The 19,928-nt window shown below is 66.4% G+C and carries 23 protein-coding genes and 1 riboswitch; of the genes, 9 read left to right on the top strand and 14 right to left on the bottom strand.

Annotation, left to right across the window (positions count from 1 at the left end; genetic code table 11):
* Positions 1–85: 85 nt before the first annotated feature.
* Both ACZ60G_RS02245 and ACZ60G_RS02240 read right to left on the bottom strand, forming a co-directional pair.
* A complete protein-coding gene (locus ACZ60G_RS02245) occupies positions 86–535 on the bottom strand; it encodes a nitroreductase family deazaflavin-dependent oxidoreductase (protein ID WP_465806498.1) in 450 nt (149 codons plus the stop codon).
* A gap of 13 nt (positions 536–548) precedes the next feature.
* Positions 549–995: a PaaI family thioesterase gene (locus ACZ60G_RS02240; RefSeq protein ID WP_063036488.1), complete on the bottom strand. Its 447-nt coding sequence runs from the start codon at positions 993–995 to the stop codon at positions 549–551.
* Positions 996–1,090: 95 nt separating this feature from the next.
* On the opposite strand from ACZ60G_RS02240, the gene ACZ60G_RS02235 reads away from it, so the two are divergent.
* A complete protein-coding gene (locus tag ACZ60G_RS02235) occupies positions 1,091–1,660 on the top strand; it encodes a TetR/AcrR family transcriptional regulator (RefSeq protein ID WP_465806496.1) in 570 nt (189 codons plus the stop codon).
* A gap of 32 nt (positions 1,661–1,692) precedes the next feature.
* A riboswitch (ZMP/ZTP riboswitch) is annotated at positions 1,693–1,777 on the top strand.
* A gap of 115 nt (positions 1,778–1,892) precedes the next feature.
* Positions 1,893–3,188 (top strand): serine hydroxymethyltransferase, encoded by a 1,296-nt coding sequence (gene glyA / locus ACZ60G_RS02230; RefSeq protein WP_465806753.1) that lies wholly within the window; start codon positions 1,893–1,895, stop codon positions 3,186–3,188.
* Positions 3,189–3,195: 7 nt separating this feature from the next.
* On the opposite strand, the gene ACZ60G_RS02225 is transcribed toward glyA, so the two are convergent.
* From ACZ60G_RS02225 to ACZ60G_RS02210, 4 genes are all read right to left on the bottom strand, one after another.
* On the bottom strand, positions 3,196–3,612 hold the full coding sequence (locus tag ACZ60G_RS02225; protein ID WP_465806494.1) for a hypothetical protein: 417 nt from the start codon (positions 3,610–3,612) through the stop codon (positions 3,196–3,198).
* A gap of 65 nt (positions 3,613–3,677) precedes the next feature.
* Entirely contained in the window at positions 3,678–4,418 is a 741-nt protein-coding gene (locus tag ACZ60G_RS02220; RefSeq protein WP_465806492.1) for an ESX secretion-associated protein EspG, read from the bottom strand.
* A complete protein-coding gene (locus ACZ60G_RS02215; RefSeq protein WP_465806491.1) occupies positions 4,415–5,737 on the bottom strand; it encodes a hypothetical protein in 1,323 nt (440 codons plus the stop codon). Before ACZ60G_RS02215 ends, ACZ60G_RS02220 begins: the two co-directional genes overlap by 4 nt.
* Before the next feature lie 135 nt (positions 5,738–5,872).
* Positions 5,873–7,066, bottom strand: a complete 1,194-nt coding sequence (locus ACZ60G_RS02210; protein ID WP_465806489.1) for an FAD-dependent monooxygenase — start codon at positions 7,064–7,066, stop codon at positions 5,873–5,875.
* Between the two features lie 112 nt (positions 7,067–7,178).
* Between ACZ60G_RS02210 and ACZ60G_RS02205 the strand changes: the two genes are divergently transcribed.
* On the top strand, positions 7,179–7,925 hold the full coding sequence (locus tag ACZ60G_RS02205; protein ID WP_465806487.1) for a TetR/AcrR family transcriptional regulator: 747 nt from the start codon (positions 7,179–7,181) through the stop codon (positions 7,923–7,925).
* Between the two features lie 17 nt (positions 7,926–7,942).
* Positions 7,943–8,362, top strand: coding sequence for a limonene-1,2-epoxide hydrolase family protein (locus ACZ60G_RS02200; protein WP_465806485.1), 420 nt, complete (start codon positions 7,943–7,945; stop codon positions 8,360–8,362).
* Between the two features lie 2 nt (positions 8,363–8,364).
* Here the strand turns inward: ACZ60G_RS02200 and ACZ60G_RS02195 are convergent, their stop codons facing one another.
* Positions 8,365–8,637, bottom strand: a complete 273-nt coding sequence (locus tag ACZ60G_RS02195; protein WP_357468071.1) for a hypothetical protein — start codon at positions 8,635–8,637, stop codon at positions 8,365–8,367.
* 281 nt (positions 8,638–8,918) lie between these two features.
* Here ACZ60G_RS02195 and ACZ60G_RS02190 point away from each other — a divergent pair, with 281 nt between their 5' ends.
* The 3 genes from ACZ60G_RS02190 (at position 8,919) to ACZ60G_RS02180 (ending at position 12,024) form a co-directional block, all read left to right on the top strand.
* Positions 8,919–10,313: a PhoH family protein gene (locus ACZ60G_RS02190; RefSeq protein WP_465806482.1), complete on the top strand. Its 1,395-nt coding sequence runs from the start codon at positions 8,919–8,921 to the stop codon at positions 10,311–10,313.
* A 156-nt stretch (positions 10,314–10,469) separates the two neighbouring features.
* Positions 10,470–11,006 carry an LGFP repeat-containing protein gene (locus tag ACZ60G_RS02185; protein WP_465806481.1) on the top strand — a complete coding sequence of 179 codons (537 nt, stop codon included), beginning with the start codon at positions 10,470–10,472 and terminating at the stop codon, positions 11,004–11,006.
* Positions 11,007–11,154: 148 nt separating this feature from the next.
* The gene (locus ACZ60G_RS02180) at positions 11,155–12,024 is read left to right on the top strand and encodes an acyl-ACP desaturase (protein ID WP_465806479.1); all 870 of its coding nucleotides are present in this window, start codon (positions 11,155–11,157) and stop codon (positions 12,022–12,024) included.
* Between the two features lie 46 nt (positions 12,025–12,070).
* Here ACZ60G_RS02180 and ACZ60G_RS02175 read toward each other — a convergent pair whose 3' ends face one another.
* The 3 genes from ACZ60G_RS02175 to glpX form a co-directional block, all read right to left on the bottom strand.
* Positions 12,071–13,477, bottom strand: a complete 1,407-nt coding sequence (locus tag ACZ60G_RS02175; RefSeq protein ID WP_465806477.1) for a class II fumarate hydratase — start codon at positions 13,475–13,477, stop codon at positions 12,071–12,073.
* Positions 13,478–13,674: 197 nt separating this feature from the next.
* On the bottom strand, positions 13,675–14,238 hold the full coding sequence (locus ACZ60G_RS02170) for a YbhB/YbcL family Raf kinase inhibitor-like protein (RefSeq protein WP_465806476.1): 564 nt from the start codon (positions 14,236–14,238) through the stop codon (positions 13,675–13,677).
* Positions 14,239–14,353: 115 nt separating this feature from the next.
* Complete coding sequence (gene glpX / locus ACZ60G_RS02165; RefSeq protein ID WP_465806474.1) at positions 14,354–15,397, bottom strand: class II fructose-bisphosphatase; 1,044 nt, start codon at positions 15,395–15,397, stop codon at positions 14,354–14,356.
* A 169-nt stretch (positions 15,398–15,566) separates the two neighbouring features.
* Here glpX and ACZ60G_RS02160 point away from each other — a divergent pair, with 169 nt between their 5' ends.
* Positions 15,567–16,133 carry a DUF4245 domain-containing protein gene (locus tag ACZ60G_RS02160; RefSeq protein ID WP_465806472.1) on the top strand — a complete coding sequence of 189 codons (567 nt, stop codon included), beginning with the start codon at positions 15,567–15,569 and terminating at the stop codon, positions 16,131–16,133.
* Here the strand turns inward: ACZ60G_RS02160 and ACZ60G_RS02155 are convergent, their stop codons facing one another.
* Genes ACZ60G_RS02155 through ACZ60G_RS02140 form a run of 4 tightly spaced genes read right to left on the bottom strand, consistent with a single transcriptional unit; the run spans position 16,134 to position 18,671 of the window.
* Positions 16,134–16,478, bottom strand: a complete 345-nt coding sequence (locus ACZ60G_RS02155; protein ID WP_465806470.1) for a VOC family protein — start codon at positions 16,476–16,478, stop codon at positions 16,134–16,136.
* Positions 16,475–16,717, bottom strand: a complete 243-nt coding sequence (locus tag ACZ60G_RS02150; protein ID WP_040695202.1) for an exodeoxyribonuclease VII small subunit — start codon at positions 16,715–16,717, stop codon at positions 16,475–16,477. The genes ACZ60G_RS02155 and ACZ60G_RS02150 overlap by 4 nt, the downstream gene beginning before the upstream one ends.
* Positions 16,718–16,719: 2 nt before the next feature.
* Positions 16,720–18,051 (bottom strand): exodeoxyribonuclease VII large subunit, encoded by a 1,332-nt coding sequence (xseA, locus tag ACZ60G_RS02145; RefSeq protein WP_465806468.1) that lies wholly within the window; start codon positions 18,049–18,051, stop codon positions 16,720–16,722.
* The gene (locus tag ACZ60G_RS02140) at positions 18,048–18,671 is read right to left on the bottom strand and encodes a lipid droplet-associated protein (RefSeq protein ID WP_465806466.1); all 624 of its coding nucleotides are present in this window, start codon (positions 18,669–18,671) and stop codon (positions 18,048–18,050) included. Before ACZ60G_RS02140 ends, xseA begins: the two co-directional genes overlap by 4 nt.
* 234 nt (positions 18,672–18,905) lie before the next feature.
* Between ACZ60G_RS02140 and ACZ60G_RS02135 the strand changes: the two genes are divergently transcribed.
* The gene (locus ACZ60G_RS02135) at positions 18,906–19,916 is read left to right on the top strand and encodes a 4-hydroxy-3-methylbut-2-enyl diphosphate reductase (RefSeq protein ID WP_465806464.1); all 1,011 of its coding nucleotides are present in this window, start codon (positions 18,906–18,908) and stop codon (positions 19,914–19,916) included.
* Positions 19,917–19,928 lie beyond the last annotated feature (12 nt).

The following is a 19,928-nucleotide window of genomic DNA, read 5'->3' as shown; positions in this document are numbered from 1 at the left end:
ATCGAGGGGATGTCGGGATCGAGACCAGTCACCGGCGTCGCGTGGACAATCTCGCCCCGTGAAATCGGTGGCGAGAGACACATCCTCAGGCGGCGGTGAAGGTTATGCGCACCGAGATGGGGTCGGATTCCAGTACCTTGATCGTCCATGCCGTGGCCGATTCGGCGGCGTGGCCCCTGGCGAAGGTGCGGGCGCGTGCGGCCACATTGTCATCGGGGACGAAGGCCGCGGTGCCGGAGTACCAGCGCTTGCCCTGACGCAGCCGGACCTGCGGATTCGCGGCGATATTGCGGGCCCAGCCCGCGCGATGGCCGTGCTGGGAGATCAGCCATGCGCCCTCGTCATCGATCGAAGCGGTGACCGGCACGCGACGCGGCTGACCGGATTTGGCGCCGATGGTCTCCAACTCGGCGATCATCGAGGAACGGATGCCGATTCGATCCAGCAGTCCGACAGCGGGGTTGACCAGATAGCGCCCGATGAGCCGTTCCCGACGGAACTTGCGCGCCGCCGCGGCTGTGCTGCGTTGAGTCATGGCTGTACTCCCTTCAGCGGAAGATGACGCAGGTCGTGGTGCCGTGTGCGACCAACTTGCCCTGGTCGTCCACGACGCGACCCTCGGCGGTCGCGGTGGTGCGGCCGACATGGATGGTGGTACCGGTGGCGATCAGGCGACGGCCGTCGGTGGGTACCGCGCGGATGTAGTTGATCTTCAGTTCCAGCGTTGTGTAGCCGACACCGGCGTCGAGCGTGGTGTGCACCGCGCATCCCATCACCGAATCGAGCAGGGTGGCGCAGATGCCGCCGTGCGTGGTGCCGAGCGGGTTGGCGAAATCGGGCCGGGTCCGCAGCCCGAAGACCGCCTTCCCGAACTCTAGTTCCTCGACCTCCAGTCCGAGCAGATCGCCGATGAATGGTCGTCGCGAGTCGGTCGTCATCGCGGTGCGCAGTAGTTCGAGTCCCGACAGCTGCGACAGATCGGTCGGCGCGCTCATGAATCCCGTCCTTTCGATGAACCGATCGGTCCATATCTGTCATGATTGCAGCATGGACCGATCGGTTCACGCAAGCATGGGCGAGGAGGATGGCGATGACCTTGGGTCCGCGCGACCGTCTGATCGAGAGCGCCATCGATCTGGTGCGTGAACAGGGCGTGCACGCCGCCGGGCTCGCCGCTCTGCTCGAACGCAGCCGTGCCTCCCGCAACTCGCTCTACCAGCACTTTCCATCCGGTAAGAGCGAGCTGGTCGAGGTTGCGACCAAGACGGCGGGTGAACGTCTCGCCGCGGTGACGGACAAGATCACCGGTTCCGGCTCGGCCGAGCAATGGATCGCCGCGCTCGTCGGCTGGTGGCGGCGCACGCTCGAAAAGTCCGTGTTCGCCACGGGATGTCCGATCGTCGGCGCCGCACTCGCCGAATCCGAGCCGCGGGTGCAGGCGGCTGCGGGCGCCGTGTTCACCAACTGGACCGACCAGCTCGCGAACGGATTGCGCGACAAGGGTTTATCGGCCGAGGAGGCGCGATCGTTGACCGGGTTCGTCATCAGTGCGCTGGAGGGCGCCATTATTCAATCCCGCGCGCTGAAATCCACTCGACCGCTCGACGACGCGCAAGTGCACCTCACCGCCTTATTGCGGTCCGCCGTCCCTGGGGCTTGACGGGTCCGGGCCCGTCGCCCCCCCAGATAAGATGGTTGGACCGCGACTGGCGCACTCGAGGTGGAAGCAACCACCGGGAAGCACCCTCGCCCCGCACCGCGCGCCTGGGTGCCGGGCTCATGGGCCTTGGGGTGCGCACTCCGGGGCACCCCGGACCACGGAGGTTGCGATGCACACCGAGACACAGAACCCCCTGATCGGCGCGGCGCGGACGGCCAATAGACTCGGCCAGGTGACGCAGACGACCGCCTCTGTCAATACCCAATCCCTCGGTGAGCTCGATCCGGAGCTCGCTGCCGCGATGGCAGGCGAACTCGCCCGCGAACGCGACACCCTCGAGATGATCGCCTCGGAGAACTTCGTGCCGCGCGCGGTGCTGCAGGCGCAGGGCAGCGTGCTCACCAATAAGTACGCCGAGGGCTACCCGGGCCGTCGCTACTACGGTGGCTGCGAGCACGTCGATGTCGTCGAAGCCCTCGCCCGCGATCGCGCCAAGGAACTCTTCGGCGCCGAATTCGCCAATGTGCAGCCGCATTCCGGCGCGCAGGCGAATGCCGCGGTGCTGATGGCGCTGATGGAGCCGGGCGACCGGCTGCTCGGCCTCGACCTCACCCACGGCGGTCACCTCACCCACGGCATGCGGCTGAACTTCTCCGGCAAGCTCTACGAGGTGCACTCCTACGGGGTCAGCAAGGAAGATCACCGCATCGATATGGAGGAGTTGCGCAAGACCGCGCTCAGCTCGCGTCCGAAGGTGATCGTCGCCGGTTGGTCGGCCTACCCGCGGCACCAGGACTTCGCGGCGTTCCGGGAGATCGCCGATGAGGTCGGCGCGAAGCTGTGGGTCGATATGGCGCACTTCGCCGGTCTGGTCGCCGCCGGTCTGCACCCCTCGCCGGTGCCTTACGCCGATGTGGTGTCCTCCACCGTGCACAAGACGCTGGGCGGTCCGCGCTCCGGGTTGATCCTGGCCAAGCAGGAGTACGCCAAGAAGCTCAACAGCTCGGTGTTCCCGGGTCAGCAGGGCGGCCCGCTCATGCACGTGATCGCCGCCAAGGCCGTCGCGTTCAAGATCGCGGCGGGCGCCGAATTCAAGGAGCGCCAGGAGCGCACCCTGTCCGGTGCGAAGATTCTGGCCGAGCGGCTCGGCGGCGCGGACGTCAAGGACAAGGGCATCAGCGTCCTGACCGGCGGCACCGATGTGCACCTGGTGCTCGTCGACCTGCGCAACTCCGAGATCGATGGTCAGCAGGGCGAGGATCTGCTGCACGAAATCGGAATCACGGTGAACCGCAATGCCGTTCCGTTCGACCCGCGCCCGCCGATGGTCACCTCCGGCCTGCGCATCGGCACCGCCGCCCTGGCCACCCGCGGCTTCGGGGATGCCGAATTCACCGAGGTCGCCGACATCATCGCCACCGCACTGGCCGGGGGCTCCGATGTCGACGCGCTGCGCGCTCGCGTCACCAAGCTGGCCCGGGACCTGCCGCTCTACAACGGCCTCGAGGACTGGCACCTGCTCGGCTGAGCTCGTCTTATTCGCCTGGGAATTCGGCTGCGCACCAACGGTATTCGTTGATGCGTGTGGGTTCCCAGGCGAATTCGTCTGTGGGTGAGGTCGAAAGTCGCTCTCCGTTCCCGGTTGGGAACCGACCGACGCCCGGATGCCCGGTCCACCGCTCTTCCGGCTCCTGGCCGATACGGCCGAATCCTGCGGCAGCACCGACCGCGCCCGCCACCGCCACCTGCCTCGGGCGGCCATGCACGGCCTGATCACCTTGCGCCAACACCGCTCCAGCTTCCCCTGGCTGGACCTCGACATCCTCGTATTCGCCCACTTGGCCGCCGCTCGAAAATAGCCCGGCGATCGACGCCAGGTATTCGTAATCGCTGTCGGTGAGCAGATTGCCCTCGACATCGTAGAGCGGGGACTGTTCCAGCCCCTCGGCCATCTCGGCGGTGGTGGCGACGTTCCCGCGAAAGCGTCGCTGACCAGATCTTGCTCCGCCCGCGAGTCCTACTGGTCGACGCGGGCTTTGGCTCGGACGATGGACTCGTCCAGGTAGCGGGTGATGTCGGCGCTGGTGGCGGGGCGGATCATGAGGGCGCGATTGGCGGGGACTTCACAGTAGCGGCCGGCCTTGGTGTCGGTCCAGCGGAGTTTGCCGGTGCGCAGGGGTTCGGCATTGCGGGGGCCGACCAGTACGGTGGCGGTGCCCCTCGTGTCGCAGGGTTGGCGCCAGAAGCGGCGGTAGCGGTCCTGGATGGTGCGGGAGGGGGAGTTGTCGAAGGGGTCGGGGCGGTCGTCGTCGAGATCGTCGAGGAGGTAGCTCTTTTCGGCCGCGGTGCCGGGTGGCGGATCGGGGAGCAGGCGGATCAGTTCGGTGGCGAGTTGGTCGACGCGGACGCGACGCAGCCGTACCTTGCCGCCATCCGGAGCCGCAGCCTGCAGCGCGATGACGCCCGGTCCGGTGCGGGTGGCGCAGCCGATGGCGCGCAGTTCGATCGCGCCGCGGGTGTTATCGATGCCGAACAGTTCGATGCGCCACTCGGGTATGGCGAGCACTCCGATCGCGCGCTGCAGCGACGCATTGTCCGCACGTTCCAGCTCCGCGCGAAATTGCCGCTGGTAGGCCCGATATTCGTGGAGTCCGGGAAAGCGGCTGGTGAAGCGGAACGGAAAGGGCATGCGATCCAGGCCGGTGCCGAACCAGGCCGCCGCGAATTGCTCGGCGGACAAGGTCCACTGCGTCATCATTGCGCCCCGAGTACGGGCGGCACGGTCTTCTCCACTTCGCCGATGAGCTCCTCGCCGTGCTCCTCGGTGCGCAGGTACTTCGCCGACTTGTGTTCACCGTCCTCGCCCCGCCGGGTTCGCGCGCCGGGCGGCAGCACCCCGGAGTATCCGGCGGTACCTGTCGCACCCACCCGACTCGGCGTGCTGGTGCTCGGCTGAGCAGCCGTCGCTCCAGGTGTGGTGCCCGGCACCGACTTGCCAGGACTCGGAGTCTCGCCGGTGCTGGGCGCGCTACCGGGATTGGGTGCGCTACCGGGACTGGGTGCGCTACCGGGACTGGGGGAAGCACCCGTCGAGGTCGAGCTCCCCGGTCCGATCCCGCCGGATGTGACAGTGGTCGGTGAAATCTGCGTACCGGCCGCCGAGGGGATGGTCGAAGTTGCGGATGTATGGCTGGAGGACGCGGGCATGGTCGATGAGCCATTGTTCTGCGTCGACGAAATAGATTGCGGGGCAACAGCTTCAGATCGATCCGACCCAACCGCCTTGCCTGTGCCCCCGCTGTTGTTCGGATCCCCGGCCTTACCTGTATCCCCAGTGCCGCTGGTCTCTTCCGCTTTGCCGGAATTCCCAGACCCGCTGCTGTCCGCGGCTTTACTTGTATCCCCAGCCCCGGTAGTGCCCTCCGTCGTGCCTGTATCCGCTGCCTTGCCAGAAGCCCCACCCTGGCCGGTGCCCTCCGCCGGGCTCGTATCCCCGGCCTTCCCGGAATCCCCACCCGGAAAAGCTCCCAGCACTCCCGAAACCCCCGTCCCCAGAACCCCTGACACCTCAGAAATCGGATTGACCGGCGGCGGCAACGTAGGAATCAACGGCGCTGTACTCCCATAGGGCTGGATATAAAACGTGCTCATATCATCCCGAGCCTGTTCCTCCTGCGAATTCCGCAGCTCGGGTCCCCGCGCACTATCCGAACCATCCACCACCGGCGGCACCGCCACCTTGAACCGCACCGCCGCACTCAGCGCCGCCGACAGTGGTGTCGACTGCTGATCCAGCGACTCACCAAGCTCACCGACGCGCGCGGCATACTCCCGAATGCCGCGTACCGCCCGGTCGGCCGCCGCGCCCTCCCAATGTTGATCCACCGCTTGCTGAATCGCGGTTTCGAACTGCTGTCCGGCCTTGGTCACCGCTGCCGCGATGGCGGCCCAGGCGTCGAACGCACCGTCCAGTCCGTCCGGATTCATCTGGTCGGCCGCCTGTTTGATCTCCGCGTGCGAAAAGTTCTGCGCGTTCTCGGGATTGGTGATCGCGCGGCCGTCCATCTGTGCTGTCATGGCCGAGCCAGCCCCTTCCGTCAGTGCCGTCTGACCCTATAGACGCACTCGACCCCATCCCGGTTCCATCGAAACACAGCCGATCTCGCCACGCCAGACCATTCGGTCCGCTGAAGGGTGCCGGTGGTGCCGATGTCAGTTCGCATTGGCGGCCGCGACCAGCGCCGGGTAGTCCGGCAGCTCGATGGTCTTGACGTTCTCTGTCATTTTCACCATCTTGTCGAACATCCACGAGTGCAGGAACCAGTTGCGGAACTTGATGCCGAGCGCGGTCTTCGGCGCGAAGAATCGTCCCGCATTGCTGTAGTCCGCGAGTTTTCCCAGCGAGTGCATGAGGTCGTCGTAGCGTGCGAAGGCCATCCGGTAATCGCCGTCGGCGAGCGCGAGTTCACCGGCCATGATGTAGGCGCCCTGCACCGCGAGTCCGGTTCCGAAGCCGCCCAGGGTGTTCCCGTAGCCCGAATCGCCGACCAACGCGACCCGGCCCCGGCTGTAACTCTTCATCTTGCGCACCATGCTGATCGAGTCGAGGAAGAAGTCGTCGAACTCCGCCATTTCGGCGAGCATGCGCGGCGCCTCCCAGCCGACATCGGCGAAGGTCTCCTCGATGATGTGCCGCTGCGCCTCGATGTCGTCACGGGCGTAGTCGAGTTCGGGCGAGGCGAAGATGTAGAGCTGCTGTGCCTTCGAGCCGCCGGTGATGACGCATTTGCCCGGCTCGTTGTAGCCGTAGGCCGTCATCCGCTCGGGGGTGCCCTCGGACTTGGTCGCCCACGGGCTCGCGCCGGCGACGCAGTAGTAATGGCCGAGGTGCTTGACGAATTCCTTTTCCGGTCCGAACGCCAGACGCCGTACCCGCGAATGGATGCCGTCGGCGCCGAAGACCAGATCGAAGCCGCGCGGCGCGCTCTTCTCGAATTCGACCCACACACCGTCGTCGGTCTCGGTCAGCGCGCTGATCGAGTCGTCGAATACGTATTCGCAGTCCTGGTAGGTCTTTTCGTACATGATCCGCGCCAGATCCCCACGCAGGATCTCCACGTCGCCGCCGGTGAAATCGCCGGAGATGAGCGCCTGCTGCTCGCCCTTGTCGTCGACGATCGCGATATCGGTGGTGCCGGTGCGGTGCGCGTAGATCTCGTCCAGGATGCCCATCCGTTCGAGCACTTTGTGGTGCGTTTCGCCGGTGAAGTCGACGGCCTGGCCGCCCGGTCGCAACTGTGGTGCCCGCTCGACCACCGTGACGGCGAAGCCGTAGCGGCTCAGCCAGTAGGCGAGTGCGGGGCCGGCGATGCTCGCGCCGGAGATGAGAACGGTCTTGTTGCGCATGGTGTCTCCTGAGGTCTTTATCTGCGTCCGATGGAAGCTGTATCCGCTGGACACGAATTAGAGTATGGTGGACGCAGTTACTTGTCAACACGCAATGCGTAAGGATGTGGAAATGCCTGCACCGACCACCGTCGAACTGCTCTGGGGCACCCAGCAGCGGCCCAAGCGCGGACCCAAGCCCGCGCTGTCACTGGAGGGGATCGTCGAGGAGGCCATCGCCCTCGCCGATGCCGAAGGACTGGCGAACCTGTCCATGCAGCGCCTAGCCGAACGCCTCGGCTTCACCAAGATGTCGCTGTACCGGTATGTGCCGGGCAAGGAACAGCTGACCGCGCTGATGGTGGATGCCGGGATGGGCGACCCGCCGGATGTCGTTGCAGCGCACCAGAATTCGAATGAGGAGCCGTGGCGAACCGGACTGCGCCGCTGGGCCGAGACGATCTTCGAGCGCTACAGCGCACACCCTTGGTCGATCAGCCTGACCATCGGCGTGCGTGCGATCGGCCCCAATGAAATGGGCTGGATGAACGCCGCGCTGACCGCGCTCGACGGCACCGGGTTGACCGGACCCGAGCAGTTGGACACCATCGTGCTGCTCAACGGGCACATCCGCAGCCTCGTGCAGCAGGTGACGACCGGGGACCGGCAGGACACGGCGCAGCAGATCGCGGGCCAGTTCGCCGAGATGATGGCCGCCGCGGGCGACCGGTTTCCCCTGGTCTCCGCCGCCTTCGCGGAGGAGGCCGCCGCGACCGGTGCACCGCCCGCGAACGAGGGCCCGGGCGATGCGCTGAGCTTCGGCATCGACCGAATTCTCGATGGTCTGGGTGTCCTCATCGCCGACCGCCGCCGACCCTAGCGGCTTAGGCTCAGTGCATGACCGACGAACTGGAACTGAAGCAGGACGCGATCACCACGGTGCGGGAATTCTTCGCCGCACTCGAGATCGGTGCGGTGGAGGAGGCACTGGACCTCCTGCACCCCGATGTCGTCTGGAAGAACACCTCACTGCCGACGGTCGGCGGCGGTCTCACGCGCAAGATTCTGCGCGGCCTGAACCGCGACACCATCGGCTTCGCCGCCGAAATGCATCACATCGCTGCCGACGGCGACTTCGTGCTGACCGACCGCACCGATATCCTGCGCGTCGGCCCGCTGCGGATCGCGTTCTGGGTCTGCGGCACCTTCGAACTGCGCGACGGCCGAATCATCCTGTGGGACGACCACTTCAGCTGGGAGAACTTCCTGCGCGGCACCGCTGTCGGACTCTTCCGCGCCGCGTTGCCCCAGCGCTGAGGTCAGGTGTGCTTGGCGAGGTAATCGAGGTAGTAGGGCCGCAGGACCTCGGCGATCTTGCCGTCGCCCGCGTGGATGTAGTCGTCGATCATCGGCAGCACGTACTTGATATCGGCCTCGCTCTCGCCGAGATTGCCCGCGGCGGCCTCGGCTGCCGGAATCGACTTCAGTAGCCGCCACAGATATTTGATGTCGCCGCGTCGCGCCGCGAGCCGGACCGCACGGTCGTGCAGCTCCTTGGACGACAGCTTCTCCAACTCCTCGTTACCGGCCATACCTGCGACTCTATCCCCTGCACCAATGCGGGGTTAACGACAAATTCACGGACACGCCTACCTGTGCCCGAGCGGAGACCGGGCAGTCGGCGGTAGCGTCGTTGGTGCGGGCCGCGTCGGTGTGGCTCGTACGGGAGGTCCTGAACCGTGACTGAGCTACTCAGTACGAGAGGGCCGGCACCCGGCCCTCTGGGCATCTGACGCAAGTCGGATCCCATCAGGACGGACCGGTCCAGCGAGATCGTTCGTGCGGGTGCCGCGCGAACACAAAGGAGCCCACCGTGTCTGCTGCACGCTCCGTTCCCGCTCCCTCGGCGCACTCCAGCTCCGCGAAAGGCGAAGCCGCCGCGAAGGGGGCCCGCCCCTCGCATTCCCAGAATTCCGGTGCGAAATCCTTCGTTATCGACACCTCGGTTCTGCTGTCGGATCCCTGGGCTTTCACCAGGTTCGGCGAAAACGATGTCGTATTACCGCTGGTCGTGATCAGCGAACTCGAAGGTAAGCGCCATCATCACGAACTGGGCTGGTTCGCGCGGGAAGCCCTGCGCAACCTCGACGATCTGCGTCTGCAACACGGCAGGCTGGATCAGCAGGTGCCGATCGGCACCGAGGGCGGAACGCTGCAGGTGGAACTCAACCACACCGACCCCGCGGTACTCCCGGTCGGATTCCGCACCGACACCAATGACTCCCGCATCCTGGCCTGTGCGCTCAATCTGGCGGCCGAGGGCCGTCAGGTGGTGCTGGTGTCCAAGGACATTCCCTTGCGTGTCAAGGCGAGTGCGGTGGGTTTGCACGCCGACGAATACCACGCCCAGGACGTGGTGACCTCCGGCTGGGCCGGAATGGTGGAGATCGATGTCTCCAAAACGCAGATCGATCAGCTCTACACCGAGACCGTGATCGATCTGGACGAGGCGCGGGAACTACCGTGCCACACCGGAATCCGGTTGCTCGGGGCAAGCTCCAGCGCCCTGGGCCGGGTCACGCCGGACAAGCGAGTGCAGTTGGTGCGTGAACGCGAGGCGTTCGGACTGCACGGCCGCTCGGCCGAACAGCGCATCGCACTGGATCTGCTGTTGGACGAGAGCGTCGGCATCATCTCGCTCGGTGGCCGGGCCGGTACCGGCAAGTCGGCGCTGGCCCTGACGGCCGGTTTGGAGGCGGTGCTCGAGCGTCGCACACAACGCAAGGTGGTGGTGTTCCGTCCGCTGTACGCGGTCGGTGGGCAGGATCTCGGCTATCTGCCGGGATCGGAGAGCGAGAAGATGGGCCCGTGGGCCCAGGCGGTCTTCGACACGCTCGATGGGTTGGCCAGTCGCGAGGTGATGGAGGAGGTACTCAGCCGCGACATGTTGGAAGTCTTGCCGCTCACCCACATTCGCGGTCGCTCGCTACACGATTCGTTCGTGATCGTGGACGAGGCGCAGTCGCTGGAGCGCAATGTTCTGCTGACGGTGCTCAGCCGACTGGGCACCGGGTCGCGCGTCGTGCTCACCCACGATGTGGCCCAGCGTGACAACCTACGGGTCGGTCGGCACGACGGTGTCGCCGCGGTGATCGAAAAGCTCAAGGGGCATCCGCTTTTCGCGCACATCACGCTGACCCGTAGCGAACGGTCGCCGATCGCGGCGCTGGTGACCGAGATGTTGGAGGAGTACGGCCCGAGTGCATAGCGGGTAGCAGCAACTACCCAGGGTGTGTTTCCTGTCACAATCGAGCGGGTAGTATTCGCGTGATACCTGTTCAGCGGCGGCCCGGCGAGTCTCATATTGATTCGCCGGGCCGTTGCCGGACATCGGCCAAGGCTACGCGCGACGAGAGGGATGGAAATGCACCACTTCGCTCGACGAACGGCTGGATTCACCGCGGTCACCGCGGCCGCGGCACTGCTGCTGGCCACCGGCTGCGGCAATGACGACGACAAGGACAAGAACACCGCCGCGTCCATGACGACCACCTCGGCGGCCGCCCACGGCGAGGAGCACATGTCCGGCGCGGCGGAGGAGACCAAGATCGCCACCCAGGGCGGCGATATCACCGTCTCCGGCATCATCTTCGACAAGTACGTGCAGTCCGGCGGCCCGACGGGTCCGCTCGGCGCTCCGCTGAAGTCGCAGGAGGACGCCCCCAACGACGGCAAGTGGCAGGACTTCACCGGCGGCGCGATCGTCTGGAGCAAGGACGGCGGCGCGCATATCGTCTGGGGCGAAATCCGCAAGGCGTGGGAGGACAACGACGGCCCCGACGGCAAGATCGGGTACCCGACCAGCGACGAGAAGGACATCCCCGGCGGCAAGCAGAGCGATTTCGTCGGCGGCACCATCACCTGGGTGGACGGCAATACGACCGTCACGCCGAAGTCCTGATCCGCCCGGCGTCCGGGCCCTCACGTGCCATTATTGGTGAGTGCCTCGCGGTTCGCTCGAAAGAGCTGGTGCTTGTACGCTCGGACGCCGGTACCGATTCCTATTCGTAGATCCCCGCATCGCGGGGCCCAGCCGCTAGGTTGTGCTAGTGCAAACTCTCTTGACCGATCGCGAACTGCTCGCGTCCCTCGCCGATGAGGTGGAGCTGAATCTGCGCCGCCACATCGCCGCCGCCGACGGCTGGCAGCCGCACGACTATGTGCCGTGGGACGACGGCCGCAATTTCGGCTTCCTCGGCGGAATCGATTGGGAGCCGGAGCAATCCGAGTTGAGCGAGACCGCCAAGCTGGCGCTGACGGTCAGCGTGCTCGTCGCGGACAACCTGCCCTCGTACCACCGTGAGGTCGGTAAGTACCTGCGCACCGGATCATGGTGGCGCTGGGTCGGCCGGTGGACTGCCGAGGAGAACCGGCACGAGATCATGATCCGCAACTACCTCATGGTCACCCGGTCGGTCGACCCGGTGCAGCTGGAGCGGTTGCGGATGGACCATATGACGAAGGGTTTCCGGCGTCCCGCACTGCACCTGCTCGACGTGCTCGCCACCTGCGCGTTCGAGGAGGCGGCCGCCGCCATCCGGCATCGCAACACCGCCGCGCTCGCGGAGAACAAGATGGTCACCGCCATCGCCGAGCGCATCGCGATCGACGATGAACTGCAGTCGATCTTCTTCGCGGACCTGATCACCGCGGCGTTCGGTATCGCACCGGATCAGACGATGCGCGCCATCGCCGACAGCGTCGCGCGGTTCGAGGTGCCGTCGGTGGCGTTGCCCGACGGGCGCAACAGCGATGATGTGCTCGCCGAGGCGGGCATCTACGACCGCGCCAAGGAGAACGAATTGGTCTTCGGTCCGCTGCTGGAGCGGTGGGAGTTCTTCACCCGCACCGGTCTCGGTGCGGACGGTGAGAAGGCGCGCGCGGAACTCGCGGGCCTGCGGGTCGGTTCGCCGGCCTGAGTCTCGAGTCCGGTCGGCGCACGGTTTGTGCGCCGACCGGTTTTCTTTACTTTTCGTCCTCGACCTTGGCCATCGACAGCACATCCAAGCGGCGATCGAGTTCTTCCAGGGTGAGCTTCTCGTCGAGCAGACCGCGATCGATCACGGTCTGACGGATGGTCTTCTTTTCCTTCAGCGCCTCTTTCGCGACCGCGGCCGCCTCTTCGTAACCGATGGCGGAATTCAGCGGCGTCACAATCGACGGTGACGATTCCGCGAGGGTACGCAGATGATCCTCGTTGGCGACCAGACCGCGAATGCACTTATCGGCGAACAGCCGGGACACATTGGCGAGCAGCCGAATCGACTCGAGCAGATTGCGCGCCATCACCGGGATGTAGACGTTCAACTCGAACGCGCCACTCGCACCGGAGAACGCGACCGCCGCGTCGTTGCCGATCACCTGCGCGGCGACCTGCGTAACCGCCTCGGGCAGTACCGGATTCACCTTGCCGGGCATGATCGAACTGCCGGGCTGCAGATCCGGCAGCCGGAGTTCGCCGAGACCGGTCAGCGGGCCCGAACCCATCCAGCGAATGTCGTTGGCGATCTTGGTGAGGCTCACCGCGACGGTGCGCACTGCGCCGGACGCCTCCACCAGACCGTCGCGGGCGGCCTGCGCCTCGAAGTGATCCTGCGCTTCCGACAGTGCGTCGAGACCGGTCGACAGCACCAGTTCAGCAACGACTTTCGCGCCGAAACCCGCGGGCGCGTTGAGGCCCGTGCCGACCGCGGTACCACCGATGGGCAGCTCACCGAGCCGCGGCAGCACGGCCATGATGCGTTCCATACCCGCCGCGACCTGGCGGGTATAGCCGCCGAACTCCTGGCCGAGGGTCACCGGCACGGCGTCCATGAGGTGGGTGCGCCCGGACTTCACGACGGTACGCCATTCGGCCGACTTGTCCAGCAGCGCCAGCCGCAGATGCTCCAGCGCCGGGATCAGATCCTTGATCGCGGCCTCGGTTGCGGCGAGATGGGTCGCGGTGGGGAAGGTGTCGTTCGAGGACTGCGACATGTTCACGTCGTCGTTCGGGTGCACGGTCACGCCGTTGCCCTTCGCGATCGAGGCGATCACCTCGTTGGCGTTCATATTCGAGCTGGTGCCCGAGCCGGTCTGGAAGACATCGATCGGGAACTGCTCGTCGTGCAGACCCTCGGCGATCTCGTTCGCGGCGGCGATAATGGCATCCGCCTTGACCGGATCGAGCAGTCCGAGATCCTTGTTCACCTTGGCGCACGCGGCCTTGAGCAGGCCGAGCGCCCGGATCTGCGCCCGCTCCAACCCGCGCCCGCTGATCGGAAAGTTCTCCACGGCCCGCTGCGTCTGCGCCCGCCACAACGCATCCACGGGAACCCGAACTTCCCCCATCGTGTCGTGCTCGATCCGGAACTGCGTCTCCTCGGTCGTCATAATTCCGACCCTATGCCGCATACGCCCGCCGCGGGGCCGCCACGCCTGAGGCGATTCGCACAGTCCCCCCTCGCCGTAACCGGCCACTCCTGCGGCCGATCAAGATCAGGTGGAATCTATCGCGGCATCGCCCGAGTAGCCCCCGCCACCAGTTTCACCTGATCTTGATCGGGGCGTCGCTGCGGCGAGCTATTTGTTCACGGCCGTTCGTAGAATCCATCGATTCGGCCGCGGGCGACTGCCTTGGCGGCGGAGAAGACGTCGCGCGGTTTCGCTTTCGCGGCGGGCTGGCCACCGATGGTGTCGATCGGCTCGGTCAGGGCGAAGAGTTGGAAGGCGTAGCGGTGCGGTCCGTGGCCTTTGATCGGGGCCGGACCTTGGTAGCCGCGGCCGAAGCCGGAGCGGAGGATGCTGACGCCGGGCGCGGGATCGTCGGCGCGCAGTCCGTCCTGTGGCAGTTCGGCGAGGGTCGGCTCGAGCAGGGCTACGCAATGTACGAATGGCAATCCTGTTGGTGCGTCCGGGTCTTCGACGACCAGCAGCAGTTGCGCCGTACCGTCGGGCGCGGTCCACACCAGCGCGGGGGATGCGTCTCGGCCACCGATCCGCTTGGACGCGTGCAACTTTGGCAGTGGCGACTCGTGGATGAAATCCGGGCTGGTGACTTCGAAGGCCGCGTCGGTGGCGAGGTTCGGCAGATGCCAGGCGAGGCCCTGCTCTCCGGCCCGGCGGTTCTTCAACAGCTTCCCGATAATTGACACCGGATCTCCTTGGTCTGTTGGGGATTCCGGAGCTTACCCGCGTGGAAAGAGCACCGCACATGACGAAAAATCGAGCCCGATCCGAAGCGGACCGGGCTCGACTCGTTCGAGAAGATCAGGGCATCGGCGGCACCGCATCCTCGTCGCCGACGAAGTCGACCGAGGAGTATTCGCGGAGCTTGGTGAGGCGGTGGTAGGCGTCGATCATGCGGACGGTGCCGGACTTGGAGCGCATGACGATTGACTCGGTGGAGGCGCCGCCGGGGTAGTAGCGGACGCCGCGCAGTAGATCACCATCGGTGACGCCGGTGGCGCAGAAGAAGACATTGTCGCCCGCGACCAGGTCGTCGGTGGTGAGGATGCGGCTGAGGTCATGGCCCGCGTCGATGGCCTTCTGGCGTTCCGCGTCGTCCTTGGGGGCGAGCATGCCCTGGAGTTCGCCGCCCATACAGCGCATGGCGGCGGCGGCGATGATGCCCTCGGGGGTGCCGCCGATGCCGACCAGGATGTCGGTGCCGGAGTCGGGGCGGGCGCAGGCGATGGCGCCCGCGACGTCACCGTCGGAGATCAGGCGGATGCGAGCGCCCGCGTCGCGGACCTCCTGGATCAGGTCCGCGTGGCGCGGCCGGTCCAGGATGCAGACGGTGAGATCGGACTTCGACAGACCCTTGGCCTTGGCCACCCGGCTGATGTTCTCGCCGATCGGGGCGGAGATATCGATCACGCCCGCGGCGTCGGGGCCGACCGCGATCTTGTGCATGTAGAACACCGCGGAAGGGTCGAACATCGCGCCGCGCTCGGCGACCGCGAGCACCGCGATGGCACCGGGGGAACCCTTCGACATCAGCGTGGTTCCGTCGATCGGATCGACCGCGAAGTCGACCTCGGGACCGGTGCCGTCGCCGACCAGCTCACCGTTGTAGAGCATGGGCGCTTCGTCTTTCTCGCCCTCACCGATGACCACGATGCCGCGCATGGAAACGGAGCTGACCAGCTGCCGCATGGCGTCGACGGCCGCACCGTCGCCACCTTCCTTATCGCCGCGCCCGACCCAGCGGCCCGCGGCCATCGCACCGGCCTCGGTGACCCGGACCAGTTCGAGCGCGAGGTTGCGGTCCGGCGCCTCGCGGCGGCTGGGTGCGGGCGAAGATGCCGTCATTACGGTGTGCCTCCTACGGTCGTTGCTACCGTTGATTCTCTCAGAAGCGTGACCGTTCTCGATCAGGTACTGCCCGTAGCGATTGCTTGCAGGTCGCTCGAAAAGGTCAGCTCCCGATCTCTGGCTACCTCTGCGGGAGTGTGCGGCAACCGGCGTGGATACTGGGAGCGTGTCCTACCAAAAGCCGCGAATTCTCAACGACTACCGGGATCTGTTCTGGTCACTGATCCCGTTGGTGCTGATCGCCGTGGTCTTCGCCGGGCTCGCCAGCCAGTGCAGCTTCGCGGGGAAAGGACCGACAGAGGGGCAGATTCCGCACTTCGACGTGACGGCGGCACTCGCCAACGACGCGAAGACCATGCCCTTCCCGATCCGCAATCCGAGCCTGCCCGAACATTGGACTCCGAACTCCGGTAGCCGCGACACGATCACCAGCACCGGCGGCGGGCCGGTCAGCACTGTTGGTTTCATCACACCGCAGGGCACGTACATGCGGATGAGTCAGAGCAGCGCGACCGAAGAGGCGCTGTCGCGCTTCGTGCTCGGCTCCCGTTACGGCACCGGCACCGAGCAGGTCGGCGACCAGAAGTGGGTCGTCTATGCCGAACAGGGTTCCGAAACGGCGTGGATCGCCGACTTCGGCCAGTCCCGAGTACTCATCACCGGTGCAGGCAACCATGCTGCGTTCACCACGTTGGCCGCGGCCATCGGCGCAGCCCAGCCGCTCCAGCGCTAGTCAGCGGTGGCTGACCACGTTGACGATCGTGCCGCTGGGATCACGAACGAAGAACCGGCGCACGCCCCACTGCTCATCGCGGAGCGGATAGACGATGTCCGCATTCGCGGCGACCAACTCCGCGTGCACGGCGTCCACATCCTCGACCTCGACGCTGATATCCGGTTGCGGCTGCTCGGCTTCCGGGCCGACCAGCAGGACCTGCGCGGTCGGGTTGGCCGGGGATGCCATCGTCACCACCCAGCCGAGGTCCATCGCTTCTTCGAAGCCGAGCCGCCGGTAGAACTCGCGGCTGGCCGCCATGTCCTCGGTGCGGATATCGGGGGTGGCGCGGCGGATGGTCATTCGTCGGTTTCGAGGTCGGTGCGGGAGAGGGCGTTTTCGACCCGCTGACGCGCGCCTGCCAGATGCTCCTCGCAGCGGGTGGCCAGCGCCTCGCCGCGCTCCCACAGCGCGAGGGATTCGTCCAGGTCGAGACCGCCCTGTTCGAGCATCTTGACGACGTTGACCAGTTCGTCGCGGGCGCGTTCGTAGCCGAAGGTGGAGATCTCGGCCAGCTCGTCGTCCTTGCCGGGGTCGGCCAAGGTCAGTTCCTCCCTGTGTCGGTCTTGCCCAATGCTCGGGTGCCCAATGCTCGGGTGCCCAGTGCGGCGGCGGAGATTGCACCGTCGGCGACCCGGATCCGCAACTGACTACCCGCGGGCGCGTCCTCGATCGAGCGGACCACATGCCGCTCCTTACCGCTGACGCGCTGCACGACAGCGTAGCCACGGGCCAGCGTCGCGGCCGGTCCCACCGCGGTGAGTTTCTCGCGCAAATGCCGGGTTGCGGTGGTTTCGGTGCTGATCAGATGGTCGGCGGTGCGGCGGGCGGCGGTGCGCAGGCGTTCGATCTCGTCGTAGCGGCGATCGAGTTCGCGCAGCGGATCCGCCAGCACCGGCCGGGAACGCAACTGGGCCAGCGCCCTGGTTTCGCGGTCGACCCAGCCGCGCAGTGCGGCGGCGGCGCGGGCGCGCATATCGCGGACCCCGGCCAGTTCGGCGGCCGCGTCGGGCACGATGCGCTTGGCGGCATCGGTGGGGGTGGCGGCGCGCAGGTCGGCGACCAGATCGCACAGCGGGTTGTCGGGTTCGTGACCGATCGCGCTGACGATCGGCGTGGTCGCGGCGACGATCGCGCGGCACAGCGTCTCATCGGAGAAGGGCAGCAGATCCTCGACACTGCCACCACCGCGGGCCAGCACGATGACCTCGACGGCCGGATCACGATCGAGTCCGCCCAGCGCCTGCACCATCTGCGATACCGCGGCCGGGCCCTGCACCGCGGTATTGCGGATTTCGAAACGCACTGCGGGCCAACGATTTCGGGCCACCGTCAGCACATCGCGCTCGGCGGCGCTCGCTCGGCCGGTGATCAGTCCGATTGTCTTGGGCAGGAACGGGATCGGCCGCTTCAGCCGGGGATCGAATAGTCCCTCCGCGGCGAGCAGTGCCTTCAGCCGTTCGATGCGGGCCAGCAGTTCACCGATGCCGACCGGGCGAATCTCCATGGCCCGCAACGAAATCGTGCCGCGACCGGTGAAGTACGCGAGTTTGCCGTACACCACCACCCGGCTGCCCTCTTGCAGCGGGACGGCGGCGCGGCGGATGAGATCCGGATGACAGGTCACCGACAGCGACATATCGGCGGCGGTATCGCGCAACACCAGGAATGCGGTGCTGGTGCCGGGACGCAGATTGATCTGGGTGATCTGGCCCTCCACCCAGATGCTGCCCAGCCGATCGATCCACTGCGCGACCTTGATGGCCACCGAACGCACCGGCCACGGCTGCTCGGCGGAGTTGGCGGGAGCCGCTCGGTCGGGTTGGCCGGCGGATTCCCGGCCAACCGTCGACGAAGACGCGGGGGGTTCCGTCACTGGGCCCGCACGGTGGCGATCCGGTTCGTCAGCATGGTCACGAACGGCGCCCTGGCACGCGTCTGCTGTTCGTACTCGAGCAGGGCGTTCAGATCTTCGACGGTCAGCATGCGCAGGCGGGCGCGCAGCTGGGCCAGGGTCATATTGGCGTAGTCGTAGCGGGTGGCGACCTCGGGCTCGACGACCTCTGGTTCGGGCTCGGGCTTGGGTTCGGGGACCGCGGAAACCTCGGTCTCCGGCACGGCGATGGTCTGTACCGGGGCGGCGTGACCATTGGTCTCACCGACGCGGGCGGCATCGGCGGCGAAGTCGGTCGGTTCGTCGTCGTACAGGTCGAAACTGCTGGTGCGTGCGGGAGCCGTGAACTCCGGCTCGGTGTCCTCGTCGAAGGTGGCCCAGTCGGGCTGCTCGACGGGGGTGTTCGTGAGACGGTCGAATACACCGTCGCCCTTGAGGGCGAGGCTGGTCACGAACTGCTGGACGTGCATGCTGGTCTGCAACATCTGGCTGATCGCGGTGATCGGGAAATTCATTGCGGCAGTTGGTAGCCGACGGGTTTCTTCGATGGCGTATACGGCCGCGCCGGCGGCGACCCGGGCCAGGAACGGTGGTCGAAACATGCTCCTAGCCTGCCCGATACGGGATGTTATGCAAAGCACTGGTGTCACAGACACGGAATCTACTTTGGCGCGCGGGGGGCCCTGCGTGGTTACGCAGGCTGCCTCCTCCGGGCCTGACCACGTGCGCCCGGGGGTTCTGCGTCATCCGGCGGCCTTTTTCGCCCGGTGCGAGTGTGTCGAGAACGACGTGACCGGCCGTCCACTTACTCATCGGCCGCACGTAAGCTGAGGGGCATGTCTTCGGCCATCCCCTTGAACGTCGGAATCGCCAGCTCGGCCGGTTCCGGATCCGCCGATGCCGATGGTGGTAAGCGCGTGCTGCTAGCCGAACCGCGTGGCTACTGCGCCGGCGTGGACCGCGCGGTCGAGACGGTGGAGAAGGCGCTCGAGAAGCACGGCGCCCCGATCTACGTGCGCAAGGAGATCGTGCACAACCGCCATGTCGTGGAGACGCTGCGTGAGCAGGGTGTGATCTTCGTCGACGAGACCGACGAGGTGCCCGAGGGGGCGCTGGTCGTATTCTCCGCGCACGGTGTCTCACCCGCGGTGCACGAGTCGGCGGCGGCGCGCAATCTGCGCACGATCGACGCCACCTGCCCGCTGGTGACCAAGGTGCATCAGGAGGCCAAGCGCTTCGCCCGCGACGACTACGACATTCTGCTGATCGGTCACGAGGGGCATGAGGAGGTCGAGGGCACCGCGGGCGAGGCCCCCGAGCATGTGCAGCTCGTCGACGGTCCGGATGCGGTCGACCGGGTCACCGTGCGCGACGAGTCCAAGGTGATCTGGCTCTCCCAGACCACCCTCAGTGTCGACGAGACCATGGAGACGGTGCAGCGGCTGCGCCAGCGGTTCCCCGGATTGCAGGATCCGCCGAGCGATGACATCTGCTACGCCACCCAGAACCGTCAGGTGGCGGTGAAGGCGATGGCGCCGGAATGCGACCTGGTTATCGTGGTCGGCTCGCGCAATTCGTCTAATTCGGTGCGCCTGGTCGAGGTCGCGCTCGGCGCGGGCGCGAAGGCTTCCTACCTGGTGGACTACGCCCGCGAGGTCGACCCGGCGTGGCTGGCAGGTGTGCGCACGGTTGGCATCACCTCGGGTGCGTCCGTGCCCGAGATCCTGGTGCGCGGTGTGCTGGATATGTTGGCGGAGCACGGGTTCGGTGAGGTGCAGCCGGTGACCACCGCCAATGAGACGTTGGTATTCGCACTGCCGAGGGAGTTGCGGACGTCGCGTCGCTGAGCAGCGCCAACG

Source organism: Nocardia sp. NPDC102475, from assembly GCF_055584605.1.
Note: the sequence above shows the minus strand (reverse complement) of the source record. Positions and strands in the feature narration are given on the sequence as shown.